This window comes from Nocardioides sp. SR21 (assembly GCF_022761125.1).
In the GTDB taxonomy this organism is placed as follows: Bacteria; Actinomycetota; Actinomycetes; order Propionibacteriales; family Nocardioidaceae; genus Nocardioides.
The window spans coordinates 318290-337583 of sequence record NZ_JAKWJR010000001.1; the positions used below are offsets into that span (position 1 = coordinate 318290).

The window sequence follows — 19294 nt, forward strand, 5'->3', positions numbered from 1 at the left end:
GATCCCGACTTCGGAGGTACGCATGTCCCCCCTCGCCGTGCACGTCACCGGCGCCCGGCCGAACTTCCCCAAGGCCGCGCCCGTGATCGACGCCGTCGCCCGTCACGACGTGGCGGTCCGGCAGCGCCTGGTGCACACGGGGCAGCACTACGACGAGCGGCTGTCCGACGTGTTCTTCCGCCAGCTCGGCCTGCCGGAGCCGGACGTGAACCTCGGGGTCGGCTCCGGCACCCACGCCGAGCAGACCGCGGCCGTGATGGTCGGTCTGGAGCGGCTGTTCCTCGACGAGCGGCCGGACGTGGTCGTGGTCTACGGCGACGTGAACTCCACCGTCGCCGCGGCACTCGTGGCCGCCAAGCTGCAGATCCCGCTGGCCCACGTCGAGGCCGGGCTGCGCAGCTTCGACCCCTCGATGCCCGAGGAGGTCAACCGGATCGTCACCGACCGGCTGGCCGACCTGCTGTTCGCCACCAGCGCGGACGCCGTCGCGCACCTCGGCAACGAGGGCGTCCCGGCCGAGCGCATCCACCTGGTCGGCAACCCGATGATCGACACGCTGCTCGCCCACCTCGGTGCGTTCGACGTGGCCGCCGCCCGGTCCCGCCACGACCTGTCGGGGCAGTACGCCGTCGCCACGCTGCACCGCCCCGCGAACGTCGACGACGCCGCGGACGCCGAGGCGCTGGTCAAGACGCTGCACGCGGTCGCCGACCAGCTCACGCTGGTCCTGCCGCTGCACCCGCGCGGCCGCGCCGGCCTGGAGGCCGCCGGCCTCAGCGAGCACCCGGGCATCCGCGTGCTCGAGCCGCTCGGGTACGTCGAGTTCCTCGGCCTCGTGCGCGGCTCCGCGGTCGTGGTCACCGACTCCGGCGGCGTGCAGGAGGAGACGACCGTGCTCGGGGTCCCGTGCCTCACGGTCCGGCCGAACACCGAGCGCCCGGTGACGATCACGCACGGCACCAACCGCCTGGTCACCCGCGAGGACGTGCCGTGGCAGGTCGAGCAGGTGCTCGCCGCCGGCACCACCGCGCACCGGGTTCCGCCGCTGTGGGACGGCCACGCCGGCGAGCGGATCGCGGAGGTCCTGGTGGAGGCGATCGCGTGACCCTCCGACGACTCCGCCGACGACCGCGGCTGCCGGCGTACGCGCCACCGCTGCAGGCGCCGGCGCGCCCCGAGCTCACGGTCGCGGTGATCCTCGACCCGTTCTCGGAGCTGGCGTTCGGCTACGAGTGGTCGCAGGTGACGTTCGGCCCCGACGACTGGCAGCAGGCGCTGGAGCAGCGGCGACCCGACCTGCTGTTCGTCGAGTCGGCCTGGGCGGGCAACGGCGGACGGTGGCGCCTCCACCTCACGCGCGACCGGCGGCCGAGCGACGAGCTGCGCGCGCTGGTGACGTGGTGCCGCGAGGAGGGCATCCCGACGGTCTTCTGGAACAAGGAGGACCCGCCGAACTACGACACGTTCATCGCGACCGCGCAGCTCTTCGACCAGGTCTTCACCGTCGACGCCGACCGGATCCCCGACTACCACCGCGACCTCGGCCACGACCGGGTCGACCTGCTGCCGTTCGCCGCGCAGCCCCGGATCCACAACCCGGTACGCCGCCTGCCCGGCCGGCCCTACGAGGTCGCGTTCGCCGGCACCTGGTTCGCCGAGAAGCACCCGGAGCGGCGCACCCAGATGGGCTACGTCCTCGACCCCGCGGTCGAGCACGACCTGCACATCTGGTCGCGGATGCAGCGCGGCGACCGCCGCTACCGCTTCCCGCGGCCGTACCGCCGGCACGTCGTCGGCTCGCTGCCCTACGCGCGGATGCTCGGCGCGTACACGGCGTACAAGCTCTTCCTGAACGTCAACTCCGTGACGACCAGCAAGACCATGTGCTCGCGGCGGCTCTTCGAGCTGTCGGCCGCGCAGACTGCGGTCGTCTCGGCGCCGGCGGAGAGCATCGAGCCGTTCTTCGGCGCCACGATCACCGTGGTCGAGAACGCCGACCAGACGAGGGCCGCGCTCGACCTGCTGCTCGCCGACGACGACATCCGCGACCGGTTGGCGCTGCAGGCCCACCGCCGCGTGTACGACGAGCACCTGTGCCGCCAGCGCGTCGACACCGTGCTGCGCGCGGTCGGGCTGGCCGGCGCGGTGCTGGGCGCCGCCGAGCCGACGGTCAGCGTGATCGTGCCGACGTGCCGCCCCGACCAGCTCGACCACGTCCTTCGCACGGTCGGACGCCAGTCCTACCGCGCGATCCAGCTCGTCCTCGTCGCGCACGGCTTCGTGCCCGACGAGGGGGAGGTACGCCGGCGTGCAGCGGACGCCGGCGTTCCCGAGCTGGTCCTTCTTCAGGCAGGCGCCGACCGCACCCTCGGCGCCTGCCTGAACCTCGGGCTCGACGCGGCCACCGGCGACCTGGTCGCGAAGATGGACGACGACAACTTCTACGGCACCCACTACCTGACCGACCTGGTCCGGGCCCTCGACTTCTCCGGCGCCGACGTCGTGGGGAAGTGGGCACACCTCGTGCTGCTCGAGGGCAGCGGCGAGACGCTGCTGCGGTTCGCCGACAGCGAGCACCACTTCGTCAAGCAGGTCCAGGGCGGCACGTTCCTGATGAGCCGCGGCATCGCGGACCTGGTCCGCTTCGGCGACCTGCCGCGCGGCGTCGACACCGACTTCCTCGAGCGCGCCCGCGCCGCCGACCTCACGGTGTACGCCGCCGACCGCTTCAACTTCGTGTCGGTCCGGCGCGCCGACCCGGCCAGCCACACCTGGACGATCACCGACGACGAGATCAAGGAGCGTTCGTCCCAGGTGCTCGACGTGCCCGACCCGTACGCCCTGGCGGAGGTCTGACATGACCGCGACCCTGGAGACCCTGGACCGCCCCCAGCCGAGCGCGCCCCGCGAGGAGAAGCCGGCCCGCACCCGCGGGAACAGCCGGATCCGCGGTGACATCGAGGGCCTGCGCGCCGTCGCGACGTTCCTCGTGCTGCCGTACCACGCCGGGCTGATGCTGTTCCCCGGCGGCTTCGTCGGCGTCGACGTGTTCTTCGTGATCTCGGGCTTCGTGATCACCGGCCAGCTGCTCAAGGAGAGCGACCGCGACGGCACGGTCTCGCTGCTCGGCTTCTACGCCCGCCGCGCCAAGCGGCTGCTGCCCGCCAGCGCCCTGGTCCTCGTCGCGACCGCGATCATGACGTTCCTCTGGGTGCCGCGCATCAGCTGGAAGGTGGTCGGCGGCGACATCGTCTCGTCGGCGCTGTACGTCGTGAACTTCCGGCTCGCCGACCGGTCGGTCGACTACCTCGCCGAGGACGTCATGCCCTCACCGGTCCAGCACTACTGGTCGCTGGCGGTGGAGGAGCAGTTCTACCTGCTCTGGCCGATCCTGCTGCTGCTCGCGCTCGCGGTCGCGCGGCGTACCGGCCTGCGCCGCAACGCCGTCCTCGTCGCCGGCCTCGCGCTGGTCGCCATCCCCTCGCTGGTCTGGTCGGCGCACATGGTCGTCGCCCAGCCGGAGCGGTCCTACTTCGACACCACGGTCCGGCTCTGGGAGTTCACGATCGGCGCGTTCGTCGCGATCGCGGCGACCCGGCTCGACCGGATGCCGCGCTGGCTCGGCGTCACGCTCGCCTGGACGGGGCTGGCGATGGTGCTGGTGAGCGCCCGCATCTACGACCACGAGATGACGTGGCCCGGCCCGGCCGCGCTGCTGCCGACGGTCGGTGCCGGCCTGTTCATCGCCGGCGGCGTCGCGGCCGCGTCGTACGGCCCGGTGCGCCTGATCGGCAACCCGTTCATGCTGTTCATCGGCTACCTGACGTACTCGCTCTACCTGTGGCACTGGCCGCTGCTGATCGTGGCCCGCGAGCACTACGGCGGCATCTCGGTCACCACGGGGATGATCATCGTGACGCTGTCGATCATCCCCGCGTGGCTGACGTTCCACCTGCTCGAGAACCCGCTGCGCAACTCCACCCTGCTGCGTGACCCGAAGGCCGCGCTGAGCGTCGGCGCCAACGCCACGCTGGTCGGCGCGGCCGCGGGGCTGACGCTGGTCGTGCTGTTCGCGAACGCCGCGTCGCCGGCCGCGGGCAACGCGCGCGGCGCCGCTGTCCTCTCCTCGAACCCGGCGTCGGACCCGGTCGCCCAGGTCTCCGGCGCCATCACGCCGAACCCGCTCGAGGCGCCGGAGGACGTGCCGGACCTGTACGCCGAGGGTTGCCAGGTCGACGTGAACTCCAGCGAGCCGACCAGCTGCACCTACGGCCCGGATGACGCGCACCTCACGGTCGCGGTCGTCGGCGACTCGAAGGCCGCACAGTGGGTGCCGGCGTTCCAGGTGCTCGCCGAGGAGAACGACTGGCGGATCGAGACGTACACGAAGTCCGCCTGCCAGTTCGCGACCGTCGAGACCTCGCTGGACGGCGAGGTCTACCAGACCTGCCGCGACTGGACCGACAAGGTGCTCGACCGGCTCACCGGCGACGACCGCCCCGACGTGGTCGTCACCGCCGGCCAGCGCAGCCAGGGCGTCGTCGGTGGCGACGACGGCGACCTCGAGCTCAGCGGGGACGCGATGGAGCAGGCGATGGTCGACACCTGGAGCCAGCTGGAGGACGCCGGCGTCCAGGTCGTGGTGCTCGCGGACACCCCGCAGACGTTCTCCGAGGTCTACGCCTGCGTCGCCGACCACCCCGACGACCTGACCGCCTGCACCTACGACCGCGCGCGCGGCGTCGAGGCCAGCGGCGCCCCGACCCAGCAGGCCGCCGCCGAGCAGGCGGGCGTGCCGTTCATCGACCTCGTCGACTACGTCTGCCCGACGGCGCAGTGCCCGCCGGTGATCGGCAACGTGCTGATCTACCGCCAGGGCTCCCACCTGACCAAGACGTACGTCGAGACGCTCGCGCCACGGCTCGACGAGGAGCTCGCCCGGGCAGGGGTGGACCGATGAGCTCCCCGACGATCACCACCGTCCTCGATCGCGTACGCCGGCTGCGACCGTCGTCGGCCGAGGCGCCGGCCTGGTCGGTCCCGCCCGCGGTCCGGGTCGCGCGCCCCGATCTCGTGGTGGCGCTCGCCGCCTCCGACCGGCTCCGCGTGGGGCTGGCCGACCAGTGGCGGCAGCGCTCGGTCGACCCCGCGGCACCGCATGTCACCGGCGCCGGCGTACTCCTCGTGGAGCTGGCGGACGGCGTGGTGCCCGGCTTCGGGCGTCCCGACGAGCCGAGGGTGGCCGGCCTGATCGACGCCGCCGCCCGGTCGGAGGTGCCGATCACGCTGTGGATCACGTCCGGGCGCCCGCCGAGCGGTCTCGACGCGACCGCCGCCCAGGCGCGGCTCCTGCAGGCCGCCGACGTGGTGCTGGTCGCCGACCTTCTCGAGGCCTGGCAGCGGGTCGTGCCCGAGGCGCGGCTGCTGCCGCCCGCAGCACCGGCGCGCCGCGCACCCCGCCGTACGTCGGAGCCGCACGCGCTGGTGGTGTCGCCGGGCGCGAGCGACGAGCGCGCGGCCGGACCGGTCGCGGCCGTGCTCGGCCCGGGCCTCGCGCCGATCGCCGACCGCGTCGAGGTGCTGCTCGTCGAGCACGACCTGCCGCCCCGCGGGGTGCTGCCCGCCGCGCTCGCCGAGCGGGCACGGCCGGCCGGGCAGCTCGACGCCGCTGCGGCGGTTCGCGAGGCGGCCGTCGTCGTCGACGGCCCACGGCGCTCGCCGGGCGACAGCTGGACCGCGCTCGAGGCGGCCGCGGCCGGCACGCCGGTCGTCTCGCCCGACGGCCTGTCCGCGGCGTCGCTGCGGGCCGAGGTCGTCGCCCGCCTCCACCACGAGGAGCTGCGCGACCGCGACGCCCTGCGGCAGCGCCGGTCCGTGCTCGCCGCCGACACCTTCGGCCACCGGGCCCGAGACCTGCTCGAGGAGCCCGAGCCCGCGACCCCATCGGTCTCCGCCGTCGTCCCGACCAACCGGCCGCACGAGATCAACACCGTGCTGGCCAACATCGGGCGCCAGTCGCACCCGGACACCGAGCTGGTGCTGGTGCTGCACGGCATCGACGTGCCGAGCGCCGAGCTGCGTGCGCGTGCCGACGACCACGGCGTCCGCGACCTCCAGGTCGTGCGCGCCCCGGGTCACCTCACCCTCGGCGCCTGCATGAACCTCGGCGTCGAGGCCTCGGGTGGCGACCTGGTCGCCAAGATCGACGACGACAACCACTACGGCGTCAACTACCTCCTGGACATGGGGGCCGAGCTGCGGGCGCAGGGTGCCGGCATCGCCGGCAAGTGGGCGCACTACGTGTGGCTGCGCTCGAGCGGCGCCGTCGTGCTGCGCTACCCGGACGCCGAGCACACGTGGGCGCGCCGGATCCAGGGCGGCACGATGCTGTTCGAGGGCGACGTCGTCCGCGACCTGCGCTTCGGCGACCTGCCGCGCGCCGTGGACTCCGACATCCTCGACCGGGCCATCGCCGCGGGCGTCCGCATCTGGTCGGCCGACCGCTTCAACTTCGTCAGCGTGCGCGGCGAGGACCGCACCGCGCACACCTGGACGGTCGAGGACGCGTCGTTCCTCACCGCCTCCGGGCGGCTGGCCTTCTACGGCGACCCGCGGCCGCACGTGGAGGTGTGAGATGTCCGTCCGGATCAAGGTGAAGCGCGCGGTACGCCGGCAGGCGGCCCTCGCGTCGGTCGTCGTGCCGGCGGGGGAGGGGCCGCAGTGGTGGCAGTCCGCCGTCGGCCGCGCCCACGCCGCCGAGGCCCAGCGCCGGCTGGTCTCCGACAAGGACCCGGTCGCCGCGCAGGCGCTGCTCGACCCGCTGCTCGACTCCCCGGTCGCGTCCCGCGCGTGGACCGTGACGGCCGAGGTGCGCGAGCGCTCCGGTGACCCGGCCGCGGCCCTCGCCGCCGCGCGCACCGCGGTCGAGGTGGAGCCGACGTTCGCCGCCCGCGTCACGCATGCCCGTCTGGCGCTCGCCGTCGGCGACCCGGACGAGGCCGACGCCGCCGTGACCGCGCTGGTCGACACCCGCCCGCGCAACAAGGCGGGAGTCCTGGCCGTGCTCACGGTCCTGCGCGAGTCCGACCACGGCGAGGTGCGCCGCTTCCGCAGCAACCTGCTGACGTGGGGCCTGGCCGGCTACGACGACGAGATCAACGCCGTGCACGCCGAGCTCGACCTGGTCGCGGCCGAGGACCTCGACGCGACGCTGCTCGACGTCACCGACCGCGTCCGCCGGGCGCTCCCGGTCGTCGCACGGGCGCTCGACCGGCGCCGGGAGTGGGCGCGACTCGCCGACTACGCCGACCTGCGGGTCGCCGTCGGCGGCTCGATCAGCCAGCGCCGCGCCGTCGCCCTCGAGCTGCGCCGGGCCGCGGCCCGGGCACTCACGGCGGGCTACACCGGGCCGGCGCAGCGGCTGGCCGGGCAGGCGCTGGCGCGCCACCCCGACGACCCGTTCGCCCGCGAGACCTGGCTGAACGCCACCGACCAGCTCGCGGTCGCCCGCGACGGTTGGGGTGCGCCCGCCCTCGTCGGTGGCCGCGGTTTCGAGCCGCGCGAGCGGACCGTGCTCGCCGCGCTCGCCCAGTCGCCGCCGCACACGTCCGGTGGCTACGCGACCCGCACCCACGGCATCCTCACCGGCCTGCAGGGCCTCGGCTGGGACGTCGAGGCCGTCACCCGGCCCGGATTCCCCTACGACCGCTGGTCCAAGAGCGACCCGCGCCGGGTCGCGGACCGCGACGACGTCGACGGCATCGGCTACCACCGGGTGCTCGGCGACGCCGTCCCCGGGCCGTGGCCGCAGTACCCGCTCACGTCGTACGTCGACGGGTACGCCGCCGCGCTCGCACAGCACGCCCGCCGGCACCGGCCCGAGCTGCTGCACGCGTCCAGCTTCCACGTCAACGGTCTCGCCGCCCGCCAGGCCGCGGCCCGGCTCGGCATCCCGTACGTCTACGAGATGCGCGGCCTCGAGGACCTGATGAAGGTCTCGCGCGACCCGGCGTTCTCGGCCAGTGACCGGCAGCGCTTCCTCGACACCGTCGAGCTCGCGTCCTGCGAGGGCGCGGCGAGGGTCTTCGTGATCACCGAGGCGCTGCGCCGCGAGATGGCCGCGCGCGGCGTGCCGGAGGAGAAGCTCGTCGTGCTTCCCAACGGCGTGCACACGCACCTGTTCGAGCCGCGGGAGCGCGATGCCGCGCTGGAGGCCGAGCTCGGGCTGCAGGGCACGACCGTCATCGGGTACGCCGGTGGGCTCGTCGACTACGAGGGCCACGAGCTGCTGCTGGAGGCGGTCGCGGCCCTGCAGTCGCGGCGTACCGACTTCCGGCTCGTGGTCGTCGGCGACGGCCCGCACGAGGCCACGGTGCGCGCGACCGCCGACCGGCTCGGCCTCGCCGACGCGGTGATCTTCACCGGCCGGGTGCCGCACGACGAGGTCGGCCGCTACCTGTCGCTGTTCGACATCACGCCGTTCCCGCGGCTGCCGCTGCCGGTCTGCGAGCTGATCTCGCCGATCAAGCCGTTCGAGTCGATGGCGATGGGCAAGGCGGTCGTCGTCTCGTCGGTCGCCGCGCTGACCGAGATCGTCGCCGACGGCACGACCGGGCTGGTGTTCGAGAAGGGCTCGGCCGCCGACCTGGCGCGGGTGCTCGAGCGGCTGCTCGACGACGCCGACCTGCGCGCCAAGCTCGGCGACTCCGCACGGACCTGGGTGCGCAACGAGCGCGACTGGTCGTCCCTCGTCGAGGTGCTCGCCACGTCGTACGACGAGATCCTCGGAAGGAGATCCTCGTGACCATTCCCCAGGTACGACCGCCGGAGGTGGCCCGAGCCCGGGTCGCGACGCCGGTGTCGGTGGTGATGCCGGTCCTCGACGAGGAGCGCTACCTCGAGCAGGCCGTGCGCCACGTCCTCGAGCAGAAGTACGACGGCGACATCGAGGTCGTGCTGGCCGTCGGTCCGAGCCGCGACCGGACCGCGCAGATCGCCAGGCGCCTCGCGTCCTCCGACCCGCGCATCGTCCTCGTCGACAACCCGGTGGGCCGCACGCCGAACGCGCTCAACGCCGCGATCGCCGCGTCCCACCACCCGTTCATCGTGCGCGTCGACGCCCACGGATTGCTGCCACCCGGCTACCTGCGCGACGTCGCCCACCTGCTCGAGACCACGGGCGCGGCGAACGTCGGCGGGATGATGCGCGTCGAGGGCGACACGGACTTCGGCCGCGCGGTCGCCGCCGCGATGTCGTCCCCGCTCGGGATCGGCGGCTCCAAGTTCCACGTCGGCGGCGAGCCGGGACCGGCGCGCACCGTGTACCTCGGCGCGTTCCGGCGCGACGTGCTTGTCGAGCTCGGTGGCTTCGACGAGCACTTCCGGAGGGCGCAGGACTGGGAGCTCAACCTCCGCATCCGCCAGGCCGGGCACACGGTCTGGTTCACCCCCGATCTGGCCGTCACGTACCGGCCGCGGCGGACGTTCAAGGCGCTGCGGCGCCAGTTCTTCACCACCGGCCAGTGGCGCCGCCAGATCGTCGACGCCCACCCGGAGACCGCGAGCTTCCGCTACCTCGCGGCCCCGATCGTCACCGCGCTCGTCGGGCTGGGGACCGTCCTGGGCCTCGTCGGGCTGGTCGCGCTGGCGCTCGGCGTGCCGTTCGCCTGGCTGCCCGCGGCGGGCCTGCTGGCCCCGATCGGGTACGCCGGCGGCGTGCTCGCCGCGAGCGTGCGGATCGGTCGCGGTCTCGGCCGCCGGTCGCGGCTGCTGCTGCCGCTGGTCGTGATGACCATGCACCTGGCGTGGGGCGCCGGCTTCCTGCGCTCGATCCCGAGGCCGGAGCGGCGTACGTAGCTCAGGCGCCGCCGGCCGGCAGGGCCTCGAGCATGATGTCCGGGTTGTCGCGGGCGGTGACGTTCGCGCGCCAGCTGTCGACGAACAACGCCAGGTGCGTGCCGTCCGAGCGCTCGAGCACCTCGACGCCGCGGATGCCGACCAGGGCGGCCGCGCCCTCGGCGTTGGTGCGTCGCGCGACCTGGTAGTCCAAGCGGGACAGCCGGATCGGCGAGTTGAACTCGTTGGTCATCCGCTCCTGCACGACCTCGAACTGCATCGGGCCGACGGCGGCGAGCACGGGGCTCTGGTCGCCGCGCAGGTCCGAGCGCAGCACCTGGACGACGCCCTCCTGGTCGATCTGGTCGATGCCCTTGCGGAACTGCTTGTAGCGGCTGATGTCCGCCGCGGTCGCGGTCATGAAGTGCTCGGGCGCGAAGCTCGGGACGGGCGGGTACTCGATCGCGTCGCCGACGTACATCGTGTCGCCGACGCGCAGCGCCTGCGCGTTGACCAGGCCGATGATGTCGCCGGGCAGCGCCTCGTCGATCGAGGTGAGCTCCCGGCCGAAGACGGCCTGGGCGTACTTCGTCGCGAACGGCCGGCCGGTCGCCGCATGGGTCACGATCATGCCGCGCTCGAACGTGCCGGACACGACGCGCGCGTAGGCGAGGCGGTCGCGGTGCGAGGCGTTCATGCCGGACTGCACCTTGAAGACGAACGCGCTGAACTCGTCGTCGACCTGGCGCACCGACCCGTCCACGCCCGCGGTCGCGTGCGGCGCGGGGGCGAGGTCGAGCAGCAGCTCGAGCAGCTGCGCGACGCCGAAGTTCTGCAGCGCGGAGGCGAACATGACCGGCGTCGTCTCACCGGCCAGGAAGCGCTCCTGGTCGTGGTCGGCGTCGTCGAGCGTCAGCAGCTCGTGCTCCTCGACCGCCACCTCCCAGACGTGCTGGTCGTCGGCGTCGACCTCGGTCGCCGGCATCCGCCGCTCGGGGGCGCGGGTCGCACCGCCCGCCGTACGCGTGTACTTCACGAACTCGCCCGTACGCCGGTCCAGCACGCCGCGGAAGTCGCCGGCCTCGCCGACCGGCCAGGTCAGCGGCGTCGGGCGCAGCTTGATCTGCTTCTCGATCAGGTCCATCAGCTCCAGCGCCGACAGGCCGGGGCGGTCCCACTTGTTGATGACGGTGATCACCGGGATGCCGCGCAGCGCGCAGACCTTGAAGAGCTTGAGCGTCTGCGGCTCCAGGCCCTTACCGGCGTCGACCAGCATCACGGCCGAGTCGACGGCCGAGAGCACGCGGTAGGTGTCCTCGGAGAAGTCGCTGTGGCCCGGGGTGTCGACGAGGTTGACCACGTGGTCGCCGTACTCGAACTGCAGCGCGGCGGACGTGATGGAGATCCCGCGCGCCTTCTCCATCTCCATCCAGTCGGAGACGGTGGCGCGGCGCCCGCCCTTGCCGTGCACGGCGCCGGCCTCGGTGATCACCCGGGCGTGCAGCGCGAGGGCCTCGGTGAGCGTGGACTTTCCGGCGTCCGGGTGGCTGATGACGGCGAACGTACGGCGGGGACGGGTGTCGGACACCCGCAGAAACTTACTGGGAACCGGCCCCGATCCCCGCTTCGTCGTCCGTCGTCGTCGGTCAGTCGATCCTCTGCAGCGCGCCTCCGAGCTCCACGGGGTCGGGGAAGATCGGGCCGACGACGTACGGGTCCTCCGCGACGTCGACGCCGCCGGGCAGGATCAGCTGGTCGGGGACCAGCTCGGTGATCGTGGCCGCCTGGTGGTGGTGACGCCTGCTGACGAGGAACAGCCCGCCGACCTCGGAGCCCGGAACCTGCTCCTCGACCGCCAGCCAGGTCATCTTCGACAGGGTGACCGCGTAGATGCCGCGGCGGCCGGCGCCGAGGTCCACGATCGAGGTGAGCCCGTCGGCGTAGCGCGTGCAGGCGCCCCACGGCTTCTCGGGGTCGCAGGTCGCGTCGGTCGTGCCGGGCTTGATCCGCCAGATCTGCGAGGTTCCCGGTGTGGCCGGGAAGCCGCGGAGCTCACCGACGTACCAGTAGCCGTCCTTGCCCACCGTCACCGACGTGGCGACGGCCTCGGCGTCGGTCGGCTCGCCTGCGCCGGGCAGCCCCTCCGGCGTGACGACCTCACGCGGCAGGAGCCGCGCGACCGTCTCGATGTCGCCGGTGCTCGACACGTGCAGGAGGTCGTTGCCCGCGGCGTCCGCGACCAGGACGCTGCCGTCCTTGAGGGCCGCGAGTCCGAACGGGTTGCTGTCCTCCGGGAAGCTCTCCAGGTCGTTCGGGTCCGGGTCGGTGGCCTGGTACGCCGCGATGTTCGCGACCTCGACCGGGTCGTCCCAGCCCCAGCGCCACTTGAACAGGCGGGCCGCGGTCGGGTCGGTCGGCTCGCCGGCCCCGGTCAGCAGCCAGACGATGCCGTCCTTGCCGGCCGAGATGGCCGGGGCGAAGCCGGTCGCGATCTGGCCGAGCTCGATCTTCTTCGTCACGCCGTGCGACCCGTGCCGGTGGTGGCCCCAGCGGTGCCGGCGCTCGACGACGAGGCTGAAGGTGCCGTCACCCTCGGTGATCAGCGTCCGGCCGTGTCCGAGCGCATCGACCCCACGCGGTCCGCTGAGCCCGTCGAGCACGGTGCGCAGGGTGTCGGTGTGGTCGTGGTTCTTCCCACCGTGGCCGGCGAAGGCCGGTCCCGAGACCGCGAGCGCGAGTGCGGCTGCGGCCGTGGTGAACATGAGGGTTCGTCGTGTCGTCATGGAGTCCCCTCCCGAGGCTCGGAGATGTCCCTCTCTGCCTACGCCTGCCCTGTGACCGTGGCAATTCACCAAATGGGGGAGGTTTCAGCGGCCGAAGCGCTGGATAGTCTCGTTTGTCGAGTTGAATAGTCCAGTTGCCGATCTCGGGAAGGCATCTCATGCTGCCCACCTCCACGACGACACCACCGACGCCGCGCAAGGTCGCGATGGCGTCCGCGGTCGGTGCCACCATCGAGTGGTACGACTTCTTCCTCTACGGCACCGCCGCAGGGCTGGTGTTCGACAAGCTCTTCTTCAACGGCCTCGACGGCGCGGCCGCGCAGTTCGCCGCGTTCGGCACGTTCGCGGTCGGGTTCCTCGCCCGCCCCGTGGGCGGCCTGATCTTCGGCCACTTCGGTGACCGGATCGGGCGCAAGCAGATGCTGCTGATGACGCTGCTGATCATGGGCCTGGGCACCGCGCTGATCGGCCTGCTGCCGTCGTACGACGCGATCGGTGTCTGGGCGCCGATCCTGCTGGTCGTGCTGCGGATCCTGCAGGGCATCGGCGTCGGTGGTGAGTACGGCGGCGCCGTGCTGCTCGCGGTCGAGTACGCCCCAGCAGAGAGGCGCGGGTTCTTCGGCAGCTTCGCGCACATCGGCGTACCCGGTGGGCTGTTCCTCGCGGCGGCGTCGTTCTCGATCGCCAGCCAGCTGCCCGACGACGCGTTCCTCGCGTGGGGCTGGCGGGTCTGCTTCCTGGTCAGCATCGTGCTGCTCGCGATCGGCGCGTGGATCCGGCTCAGCGTGATGGAGACCCCGGCGTTCCAGCAGGTCCAGGAGCGCAAGGAGGTCGCGGCGGTGCCGTTCAAGGAGCTGGTCGCGTCGCAGCCGCGGGCGCTGCTCCTCGGCATGGGCACCCGCTTCATCGAGGGTTTCACCTTCAACCTGTTCTCGGTCTACTTCCTCGCGTACGTCGTCACGAACCTCGAGCTGCCGAAGTCCTGGGCGCTCGACGGGATCATGGTCGGCGCGCTCCTCGGCGTCGGGCTCGTGATCGCGACCGGCGCGCTGTCGGACCGGCTGGGGCGCAAGCCCGTCTACCGGTTCGGTACCTGGATGGCGCTGCTGTTCGCGTTCCCGGCGGCCGCGCTGCTGCAGTCGGAGAACCGCTGGGCGATCTTCGCGACCTTCGTCATCGGGCTGGGCGTGCTCTACGGCATCGTCTACGGCCCGCTCGCGTCGTACTGGTCGGAGCTGTTCGACACCCGCTACCGCTACTCGGCGCTGAGCTCGCTGTACCAGATCTCCGGCATCGTGGCGTCCGGCTTCACGCCGCTGATCGCGGCCTGGCTGGTGGTGCGCGGCGACGGGTCGCTGTGGCTGGTGGCCGGTTACAACGTGGTGGTCGCGGTGATCAGCCTGGTCTGCGCGCGGTTGCTGCCGGAGACGCAGGGGCGCGACCTCGACGAGCCGTGGGTGGCGGTGCCGAAGCGGGAGAAGGAGCTGGCCCGGGTCTGAGGGTCAGCCGGCGGACGCCCGGCGCGCGCTGCGCTGCTCCTGGCGCGTGGCGCGCAGCCGGCGCAGCCGCCGGACCAGGCGCGGGGCATGCGCCTCGGCGGCCGGGTTGTCGATGAGCCGGTTGAGCAGCTGGTGGTAGCCGGTCGGGTCCAGCGCGAACCGCGCCTTGACCTCGGTCTCCTTGGCGCCGGCGTGGCTCACCCAGTCCTGCTCGAACTCGAGGACCTCGCGATCGAGGTCGGTGAGGTCCGGGTGGTCGGCGTGCATGGGGACAAGGGTGACATCCGCGCCCGGGTTCGGCGAAGTCGGCGCGCCCGTCACACGTTGCCCAGGAACCGCTCGATCTCGATGCGGATGGCGACGCGCAGCGGGTTCGGCTGGGGCTGGCGGTAGCGCAGCGCGTACTGGTCCATGGCGCGGCGTACCGACTGCTCGTCGTTGTGGACCCGCGCCGTGCCCTCGATCGTCGACCACCGGCCGCCGTCCACCTGGCACGCCGCGACCCGGATCGAGTGGGTCAGGTTGGCGACCTTCTGCGACGTGCTGAACGTGATCACCCAGGCGCACTTGGCCTCCACGTCGAGCGCGACCCCGACCGGCACGACGTGCGGCGTGCCGTCCGACCGGAGCGTGGTCAGCGTGCAGAGGTGCCGCTCGGTCCAGAAGTCCAGCAGCGGGCGGGGAAACGCATTCCAGTCAGGGCGCCAGGAGGTCACGGGCGTCATGCTCCCACGTTGGTCGAGCCTGTCGAGACCCCCGCAGCGAAGGCGTGCGCTCGGGTGCTGGGTCTCGACGAGCTCGACCGACGAGGCCCGCGCTCAGGCAGGGCGCTGTGGTCTCGGCACCGGGATCCCTGCCTTCGCGAGCTCAGGCAGGGCGGTGCTCAGATCCAGCGGGTGAACCAGATCCGGTCCAGCCACTCGGAGTGGGTGAGCAGCTGGTTGGTGTAGACCGGCCAGAACCACGCGAAGTTCAGCAGCGCGAGCAGGAAGAACGTGCCGGAGACGATCACGCCGAAGGTACGGCGCCTCGAGGGTGCCGTGGACGGGCCGATCAGCTTGCCCATCGCGAGGACGAGGGCGAGCACGACGAACGGCAGCGTCAGGACCGCGTAGAAGCTGAAGATGGGGCGGTCGTCGTACAGCAGCCAGGGCAGCCAGGTGGAGGCGACGCCGACCACGGCCACGCCGAAGCGCCAGTCCCGCGCGCCGACCCACATCACCAGGGCGAACGCGACGGCGACGATGCCGGCCCACCAGATCGTGGGGTTGCCGAGCAGCAGCACCTGGCGCAGGCAGTCGCTGCCCTGCGGGGCGTTGCAGCCCTGGGTGCCGGGCTTGATGTCCACGTCGGCCGCGACGCCGACGGGACGGTTGAGCAGCAGCCAGCCGGACGGCTTCGAGGCGTAGGTGTGCGTGCTGCAGTTCAGGAAGTGGCTGTGGAAGGCGTAGAGGTCCCGGTGGTAGTACCAGAGCGACCGCAGCGACTGCACGACCTCGCCGGGGCCCGAGGCGTCGGGCTCGGTGGCGGTCGGCCAGCGGGCGTCCTCGTCGGGGTTCTCCGAGACGAACGAGTCGCCCTCGCAGTGACCGGAGCCGGTGAACTTCGTGTACTGCGTCGAGGACAGGCTCTCCTCGTACTTGTCGGCGTGGACGAGCCAGCCGGTCCAGCTGACGACGTACACGACGAACGCGACCAGCACGAGGTGGACGAACGCCGGCACCCCGTCGACGACCGCGGAGCGCAGCATCGCCGAGCGGACCCCGAAGGAGCGCCGGGCGCCGGCGGACCACAGCCAGACGAGCAGGCCGAACGCAGCGAGCGGGTACATCGCGGTCCACTTGGTCCCGATCGCGAGCCCGAAGCACAGGCCGGCGGCCAGCAACCAGGGGCGGAACAGCAGCCCGCGCACGGGTCCCCAGGCGGCGGAGTCCTCGACCTGCGCCGGCACCAGCCGCGCCATCTTGGCGCGGTGCCAGTCGCGGTCCGCGACCACGCAGTGCACGCCGCACAGCACGAAGAACGCCAGGAAGATGTCGAGCAGCGCGAGCCGCGAGAGCACGAACTGCAGGCCGTCGAAGCTCAGCAGCAGCCCGGCGACGATGCCCAGCGCGGTGGATCCGGTGACCCGGCGCGCGAACCGGCACATCACCAGGACCATCAGGGCGCCGACGACGGCGGCGGCGATCCGCCAGCCGAACGGGTCCATGCCGAACGCCTTCTCACCCAGCGCGATCAGCCACTTGCCGACCTCGGGGTGGACGATCATCGACGGCCCGTCGGTCCACTGGCCGGTGACCTTGCCGTCGAGGATGTGGTCGTTGGCGTTCTCGGTGTAGCCGCGCACGTAGCCGTGGTTGAGCAGTGACCACGCGTCCTTGGCGTAGTACGTCTCGTCGAACTCGAACTGGTGGGGCTTGCCGAGGTGCCACAGCCGCAGGAACAGCGCGAGCAGCGCGACGCTGATGCTCGCGGTCCAGCCGATGAAGGGATCCTGCAGGCTCATCCGGCCGCGGGCGCGCGCCCAGGCGGACGGTACGGCGTGGCCGGCGGCGTTCGTGGAGAGTGTGACCCGCTCCTGGGCAGGCTCAGGGGGAGCGGCGGTCGTCACGGCCCGAGGATACGGGCTGACAGGATGGAGCCGTGGATCCTGAAACCGGTGTGCTCGTCCTCGCGGCCACCCCGATCGGCCGCGTCGCCGACGCCCCGCCGCGGCTGGCCGAGGAGCTGGCGACCGCCGACGTCGTCGCGGCCGAGGACACCCGCCGGCTCAAGCGGCTCACGACCGACCTCGGCGTCAGCGTCACCGGCCGGGTCGTGTCGTACTTCGAGGGCAACGAGTCCGCGCGGACGCCGGTGCTGCTCGAGGCCCTGCTCAACGGCGAGCGGGTGCTGCTCGTCACCGACGCCGGCATGCCGAGCGTCTCCGACCCCGGCTACCGGCTGGTCGCCGCGGCGGTCGAGAACGACGTCCTGGTGACCGCCGTCCCCGGACCGTCCGCGGTCCTCACCGCGCTGGCCGTGAGCGGGCTCCCGGTCGACCGGTTCTGCTTCGAGGGCTTCCTGCCGCGCAAGGCGGGGGAGCGGTCCCGCCGCCTCGCCTCGCTGGCGAAGGAGGAGCGGACGATGGTGTTCTTCGAGGCGCCGCACCGCACCGAGGCCGCGCTCGCCGCGATGGCCGAGGCGCTCGGCGCCGACCGGCCCGGCGCCGTGTGCCGTGAGCTCACCAAGACCCATGAAGAGGTACGCCGCGGCCCGCTGGCCGAGCTCGCGGCGTGGGCGGCCGAGGGCATCCGCGGCGAGGTGACGATCGTGGTCGCCGGCGCCGTACCGTCCGCGGACATCGGGTCGGACCCCGACAGCCTGCGCGCCGCGGTCGCCGAGCTCGAGGGTGAGGGCGTCTCGCGCAAGGAGGCGATCGTCGAGGTCGCCCGGCTGGCCGGGGTTCCCAAGCGCGAGGTCTACAACCTGGTCCACGGGGCACCGAGCTGACATGACCGACCGGATCACCGAGTTCACCCATGACGGCCTGACGTTCGACGTACGCGACGAGGGCCCGGCCGACGGCGTCCCGGTCGTGCTGCTGCACGGCTTCCCGGAGCGCGGCACGTCGTGGCGACACGTCGCGCCGCTGCTGCACGCCGCCGGGCTGCGGACCTTCGCGCCCGACCAGCGCGGCTACTCGCCGGGCGCCCGCCCCGGCCGCCGACGCGACTACGCGGCCAGCAGGCTGGTGCGCGACGTGCTGGCGCTGATCGACCGGATCGGCGGGCCCGTGCACCTGGTCGGACACGACTGGGGCGCCGCCGTCGCCTGGGGCGTCGCGATGACCCGGCCGGACTCGGTCCGGTCGCTGACCGCCGTCTCGGTGCCGCACACCGGGGCCTTCGCCCGCTCGTGGTTCACCACCAGACAGGGGCTGAGGTCCTGGTACATGCTGCTCTTCCAGCTGCCGCGTCTTCCCGAGCTCGCGGCGCGACGGCCCGGTGGCCGCTTCGACGTCTCGCTGCGCAAGGGTGGGATGACGGACGACGACGTCGCCCGGTTCCGCGCCGACATCGTCGAGTACGGCGCGCTGCCGGGCGGGCTGGCGTGGTACCGCGGCATGCCGTTCACCTCGCCCGGAGCCGCGATGCGCCAGGTCACCGTGCCGACCACGATGGTCTGGAGCGACCGGGACGTCGCGATCGGCCGAGCGGCCGTCGATGCCACCGCTGACTGGGTGGACGCGCCGTACGAGCTCGTCGTGCTGGAGGGCGTCAGCCACTGGATCCCCACGCAGGCGCCCGAGGCGCTGACCGAGGCGATCCTCGAGAGGATCGCGGCATGAGCCGTCCCGAGGCGCCGGAGCCGCTGCCGCACCCGGTGGTCGACAACCACTGCCACCTTGACATCGCCCGTGACGACGACGCGCTGCCCGTCGAGGAGGCGCTCACCGCCGCTGCCGCTGTCGGGATCCCGCGCATCGTGCAGATCGGCTGCGACCTGCGCGGCGCGCGGTGGGCCGTCGAGGCGGCGGCGACGTACGACGCACTCGTGGCCGGCGTCGCGCTGCACCCGAACGAGGCGCCGCGACTGCCGTCGCTGGACGACGCGATGGCCGAGATCGAGGCGCTCGCCTCGGCCCACGACAAGGTGCGCGCGGTGGGGGAGACCGGCCTCGACCACTTCCGCACCGGCGAGGAGGGGCGCGCGGTGCAGGTGGAGTCGTTCCGCCGGCACATCGACCTCGCGAAGCGGCTCGACAAGACCCTGGTCATCCACGACCGCGATGCCCACGACGACGTGCTCGCGGTGCTCGACTCCGAGGGCACGCCCGAGCGCTGGGTGATGCACTGCTTCTCCGGCGACGCCGACTTCGCGCGTCGCTGCCTCGACCGCGGCGCCTACCTGTCGTTCGCCGGCACCGTGACGTTCAAGAACGCCGAGCCGCTGCGCGAGGCGCTCGCGGTCACGCCCCGAGACCGCGTGCTCGTCGAGACCGACGCGCCGTACCTCACCCCGATGCCGCACCGCGGCCGCACCAACGCGTCGTACCTCATCCCGCTGACGATGCGCGCGATGGCCGCCGTCCGTGGTGACGACCTCGGCGAGCTGTGTGCGGCCGTGGACGCCAACACCGAGGTGGCGTTCGGCGGCGCCTGGTAGGTGCCCGCGGAATCACCGGTGCACCGGTGA

The 19294-nt window shown here is 72.7% G+C and carries 15 protein-coding genes; 10 read left to right on the top strand and 5 right to left on the bottom strand.

Annotated features, from left to right (window positions below):
• Positions 1–22 precede the first annotated feature (22 nt).
• The 6 genes from wecB to MJ604_RS01660 are packed head-to-tail and all read left to right on the top strand — an operon-like array spanning position 23 to position 9855.
• On the top strand, positions 23–1105 hold the full coding sequence (gene wecB, locus MJ604_RS01635; protein WP_243056529.1) for a non-hydrolyzing UDP-N-acetylglucosamine 2-epimerase: 1083 nt from the start codon (positions 23–25) through the stop codon (positions 1103–1105).
• A complete protein-coding gene (locus MJ604_RS24125) occupies positions 1102–2856 on the top strand; it encodes a glycosyltransferase (RefSeq protein WP_243056530.1) in 1755 nt (584 codons plus the stop codon). Before wecB ends, MJ604_RS24125 begins: the two co-directional genes overlap by 4 nt.
• Before the next feature lies 1 nt (position 2857).
• A complete protein-coding gene (locus tag MJ604_RS01645; RefSeq protein ID WP_243056531.1) occupies positions 2858–4960 on the top strand; it encodes an acyltransferase family protein in 2103 nt (700 codons plus the stop codon).
• The gene (locus MJ604_RS01650) at positions 4957–6633 is read left to right on the top strand and encodes a hypothetical protein (protein ID WP_243056532.1); all 1677 of its coding nucleotides are present in this window, start codon (positions 4957–4959) and stop codon (positions 6631–6633) included. The genes MJ604_RS01645 and MJ604_RS01650 overlap by 4 nt, the downstream gene beginning before the upstream one ends.
• Position 6634: 1 nt before the next feature.
• On the top strand, positions 6635–8803 hold the full coding sequence (locus tag MJ604_RS01655; protein WP_243056533.1) for a glycosyltransferase family 4 protein: 2169 nt from the start codon (positions 6635–6637) through the stop codon (positions 8801–8803).
• The gene (locus tag MJ604_RS01660; protein WP_374458329.1) at positions 8800–9855 is read left to right on the top strand and encodes a glycosyltransferase family 2 protein; all 1056 of its coding nucleotides are present in this window, start codon (positions 8800–8802) and stop codon (positions 9853–9855) included. The genes MJ604_RS01655 and MJ604_RS01660 overlap by 4 nt, the downstream gene beginning before the upstream one ends.
• A gap of 1 nt (position 9856) precedes the next feature.
• On the opposite strand, the gene MJ604_RS01665 is transcribed toward MJ604_RS01660, so the two are convergent.
• Together MJ604_RS01665 and MJ604_RS01670 are read right to left on the bottom strand one after the other, a co-directional pair.
• Positions 9857–11422, bottom strand: coding sequence for a peptide chain release factor 3 (locus MJ604_RS01665; RefSeq protein ID WP_243056534.1), 1566 nt, complete (start codon positions 11420–11422; stop codon positions 9857–9859).
• A 58-nt stretch (positions 11423–11480) separates the two neighbouring features.
• On the bottom strand, positions 11481–12617 hold the full coding sequence (locus MJ604_RS01670; RefSeq protein WP_243056535.1) for a ScyD/ScyE family protein: 1137 nt from the start codon (positions 12615–12617) through the stop codon (positions 11481–11483).
• Between the two features lie 158 nt (positions 12618–12775).
• Here MJ604_RS01670 and MJ604_RS01675 point away from each other — a divergent pair, with 158 nt between their 5' ends.
• Positions 12776–14116 carry an MFS transporter gene (locus tag MJ604_RS01675; protein WP_243056536.1) on the top strand — a complete coding sequence of 447 codons (1341 nt, stop codon included), beginning with the start codon at positions 12776–12778 and terminating at the stop codon, positions 14114–14116.
• A gap of 3 nt (positions 14117–14119) precedes the next feature.
• Here MJ604_RS01675 and MJ604_RS01680 read toward each other — a convergent pair whose 3' ends face one another.
• The 3 genes from MJ604_RS01680 to MJ604_RS01690 all read right to left on the bottom strand — a co-directional run bounded on the left by MJ604_RS01680 (position 14120) and on the right by MJ604_RS01690 (position 16727).
• Entirely contained in the window at positions 14120–14383 is a 264-nt protein-coding gene (locus MJ604_RS01680) for a DUF3263 domain-containing protein (RefSeq protein WP_243056537.1), read from the bottom strand.
• Positions 14384–14433: 50 nt separating this feature from the next.
• A complete protein-coding gene (locus MJ604_RS01685) occupies positions 14434–14841 on the bottom strand; it encodes a PPOX class F420-dependent oxidoreductase (RefSeq protein WP_243056538.1) in 408 nt (135 codons plus the stop codon).
• Positions 14842–14999: 158 nt separating this feature from the next.
• The gene (locus MJ604_RS01690; protein ID WP_243056539.1) at positions 15000–16727 is read right to left on the bottom strand and encodes a dolichyl-phosphate-mannose--protein mannosyltransferase; all 1728 of its coding nucleotides are present in this window, start codon (positions 16725–16727) and stop codon (positions 15000–15002) included.
• Positions 16728–16759: 32 nt separating this feature from the next.
• Here MJ604_RS01690 and rsmI point away from each other — a divergent pair, with 32 nt between their 5' ends.
• From rsmI to MJ604_RS01705, 3 genes are read left to right on the top strand one after another with little or no spacing between them, the layout of a single operon-like run.
• Positions 16760–17608, top strand: a complete 849-nt coding sequence (rsmI, locus tag MJ604_RS01695; protein ID WP_243056540.1) for a 16S rRNA (cytidine(1402)-2'-O)-methyltransferase — start codon at positions 16760–16762, stop codon at positions 17606–17608.
• Position 17609: 1 nt separating this feature from the next.
• A complete protein-coding gene (locus MJ604_RS01700; protein ID WP_243056541.1) occupies positions 17610–18446 on the top strand; it encodes an alpha/beta fold hydrolase in 837 nt (278 codons plus the stop codon).
• Positions 18443–19264, top strand: a complete 822-nt coding sequence (locus MJ604_RS01705) for a TatD family hydrolase (RefSeq protein WP_243056542.1) — start codon at positions 18443–18445, stop codon at positions 19262–19264. The genes MJ604_RS01700 and MJ604_RS01705 overlap by 4 nt, the downstream gene beginning before the upstream one ends.
• The last annotated feature ends 30 nt before the right edge of the window (positions 19265–19294 follow it).

What these genes read in the sequence shown, in the direction of transcription:
- MJ604_RS01670 (WP_243056535.1), bottom strand. Translation starts at nt 12,617, where the DNA reads ATGACGACACGACGAACCCTCATGTTCACCACGGCCGCAGCCGCACTC.
- wecB (WP_243056529.1), top strand. Translation starts at nt 23, where the DNA reads ATGTCCCCCCTCGCCGTGCACGTCACCGGCGCCCGGCCGAACTTCCCC.
- MJ604_RS01680 (WP_243056537.1), bottom strand. Translation starts at nt 14,383, where the DNA reads ATGCACGCCGACCACCCGGACCTCACCGACCTCGATCGCGAGGTCCTC.
- MJ604_RS01655 (WP_243056533.1), top strand. Translation starts at nt 6,635, where the DNA reads ATGTCCGTCCGGATCAAGGTGAAGCGCGCGGTACGCCGGCAGGCGGCC.
- MJ604_RS01705 (WP_243056542.1), top strand. Translation starts at nt 18,443, where the DNA reads ATGAGCCGTCCCGAGGCGCCGGAGCCGCTGCCGCACCCGGTGGTCGAC.
- MJ604_RS01645 (WP_243056531.1), top strand. Translation starts at nt 2,858, where the DNA reads ATGACCGCGACCCTGGAGACCCTGGACCGCCCCCAGCCGAGCGCGCCC.
- MJ604_RS01650 (WP_243056532.1), top strand. Translation starts at nt 4,957, where the DNA reads ATGAGCTCCCCGACGATCACCACCGTCCTCGATCGCGTACGCCGGCTG.
- MJ604_RS01700 (WP_243056541.1), top strand. Translation starts at nt 17,610, where the DNA reads ATGACCGACCGGATCACCGAGTTCACCCATGACGGCCTGACGTTCGAC.
- MJ604_RS01685 (WP_243056538.1), bottom strand. Translation starts at nt 14,841, where the DNA reads ATGACGCCCGTGACCTCCTGGCGCCCTGACTGGAATGCGTTTCCCCGC.
- MJ604_RS01675 (WP_243056536.1), top strand. Translation starts at nt 12,776, where the DNA reads ATGCTGCCCACCTCCACGACGACACCACCGACGCCGCGCAAGGTCGCG.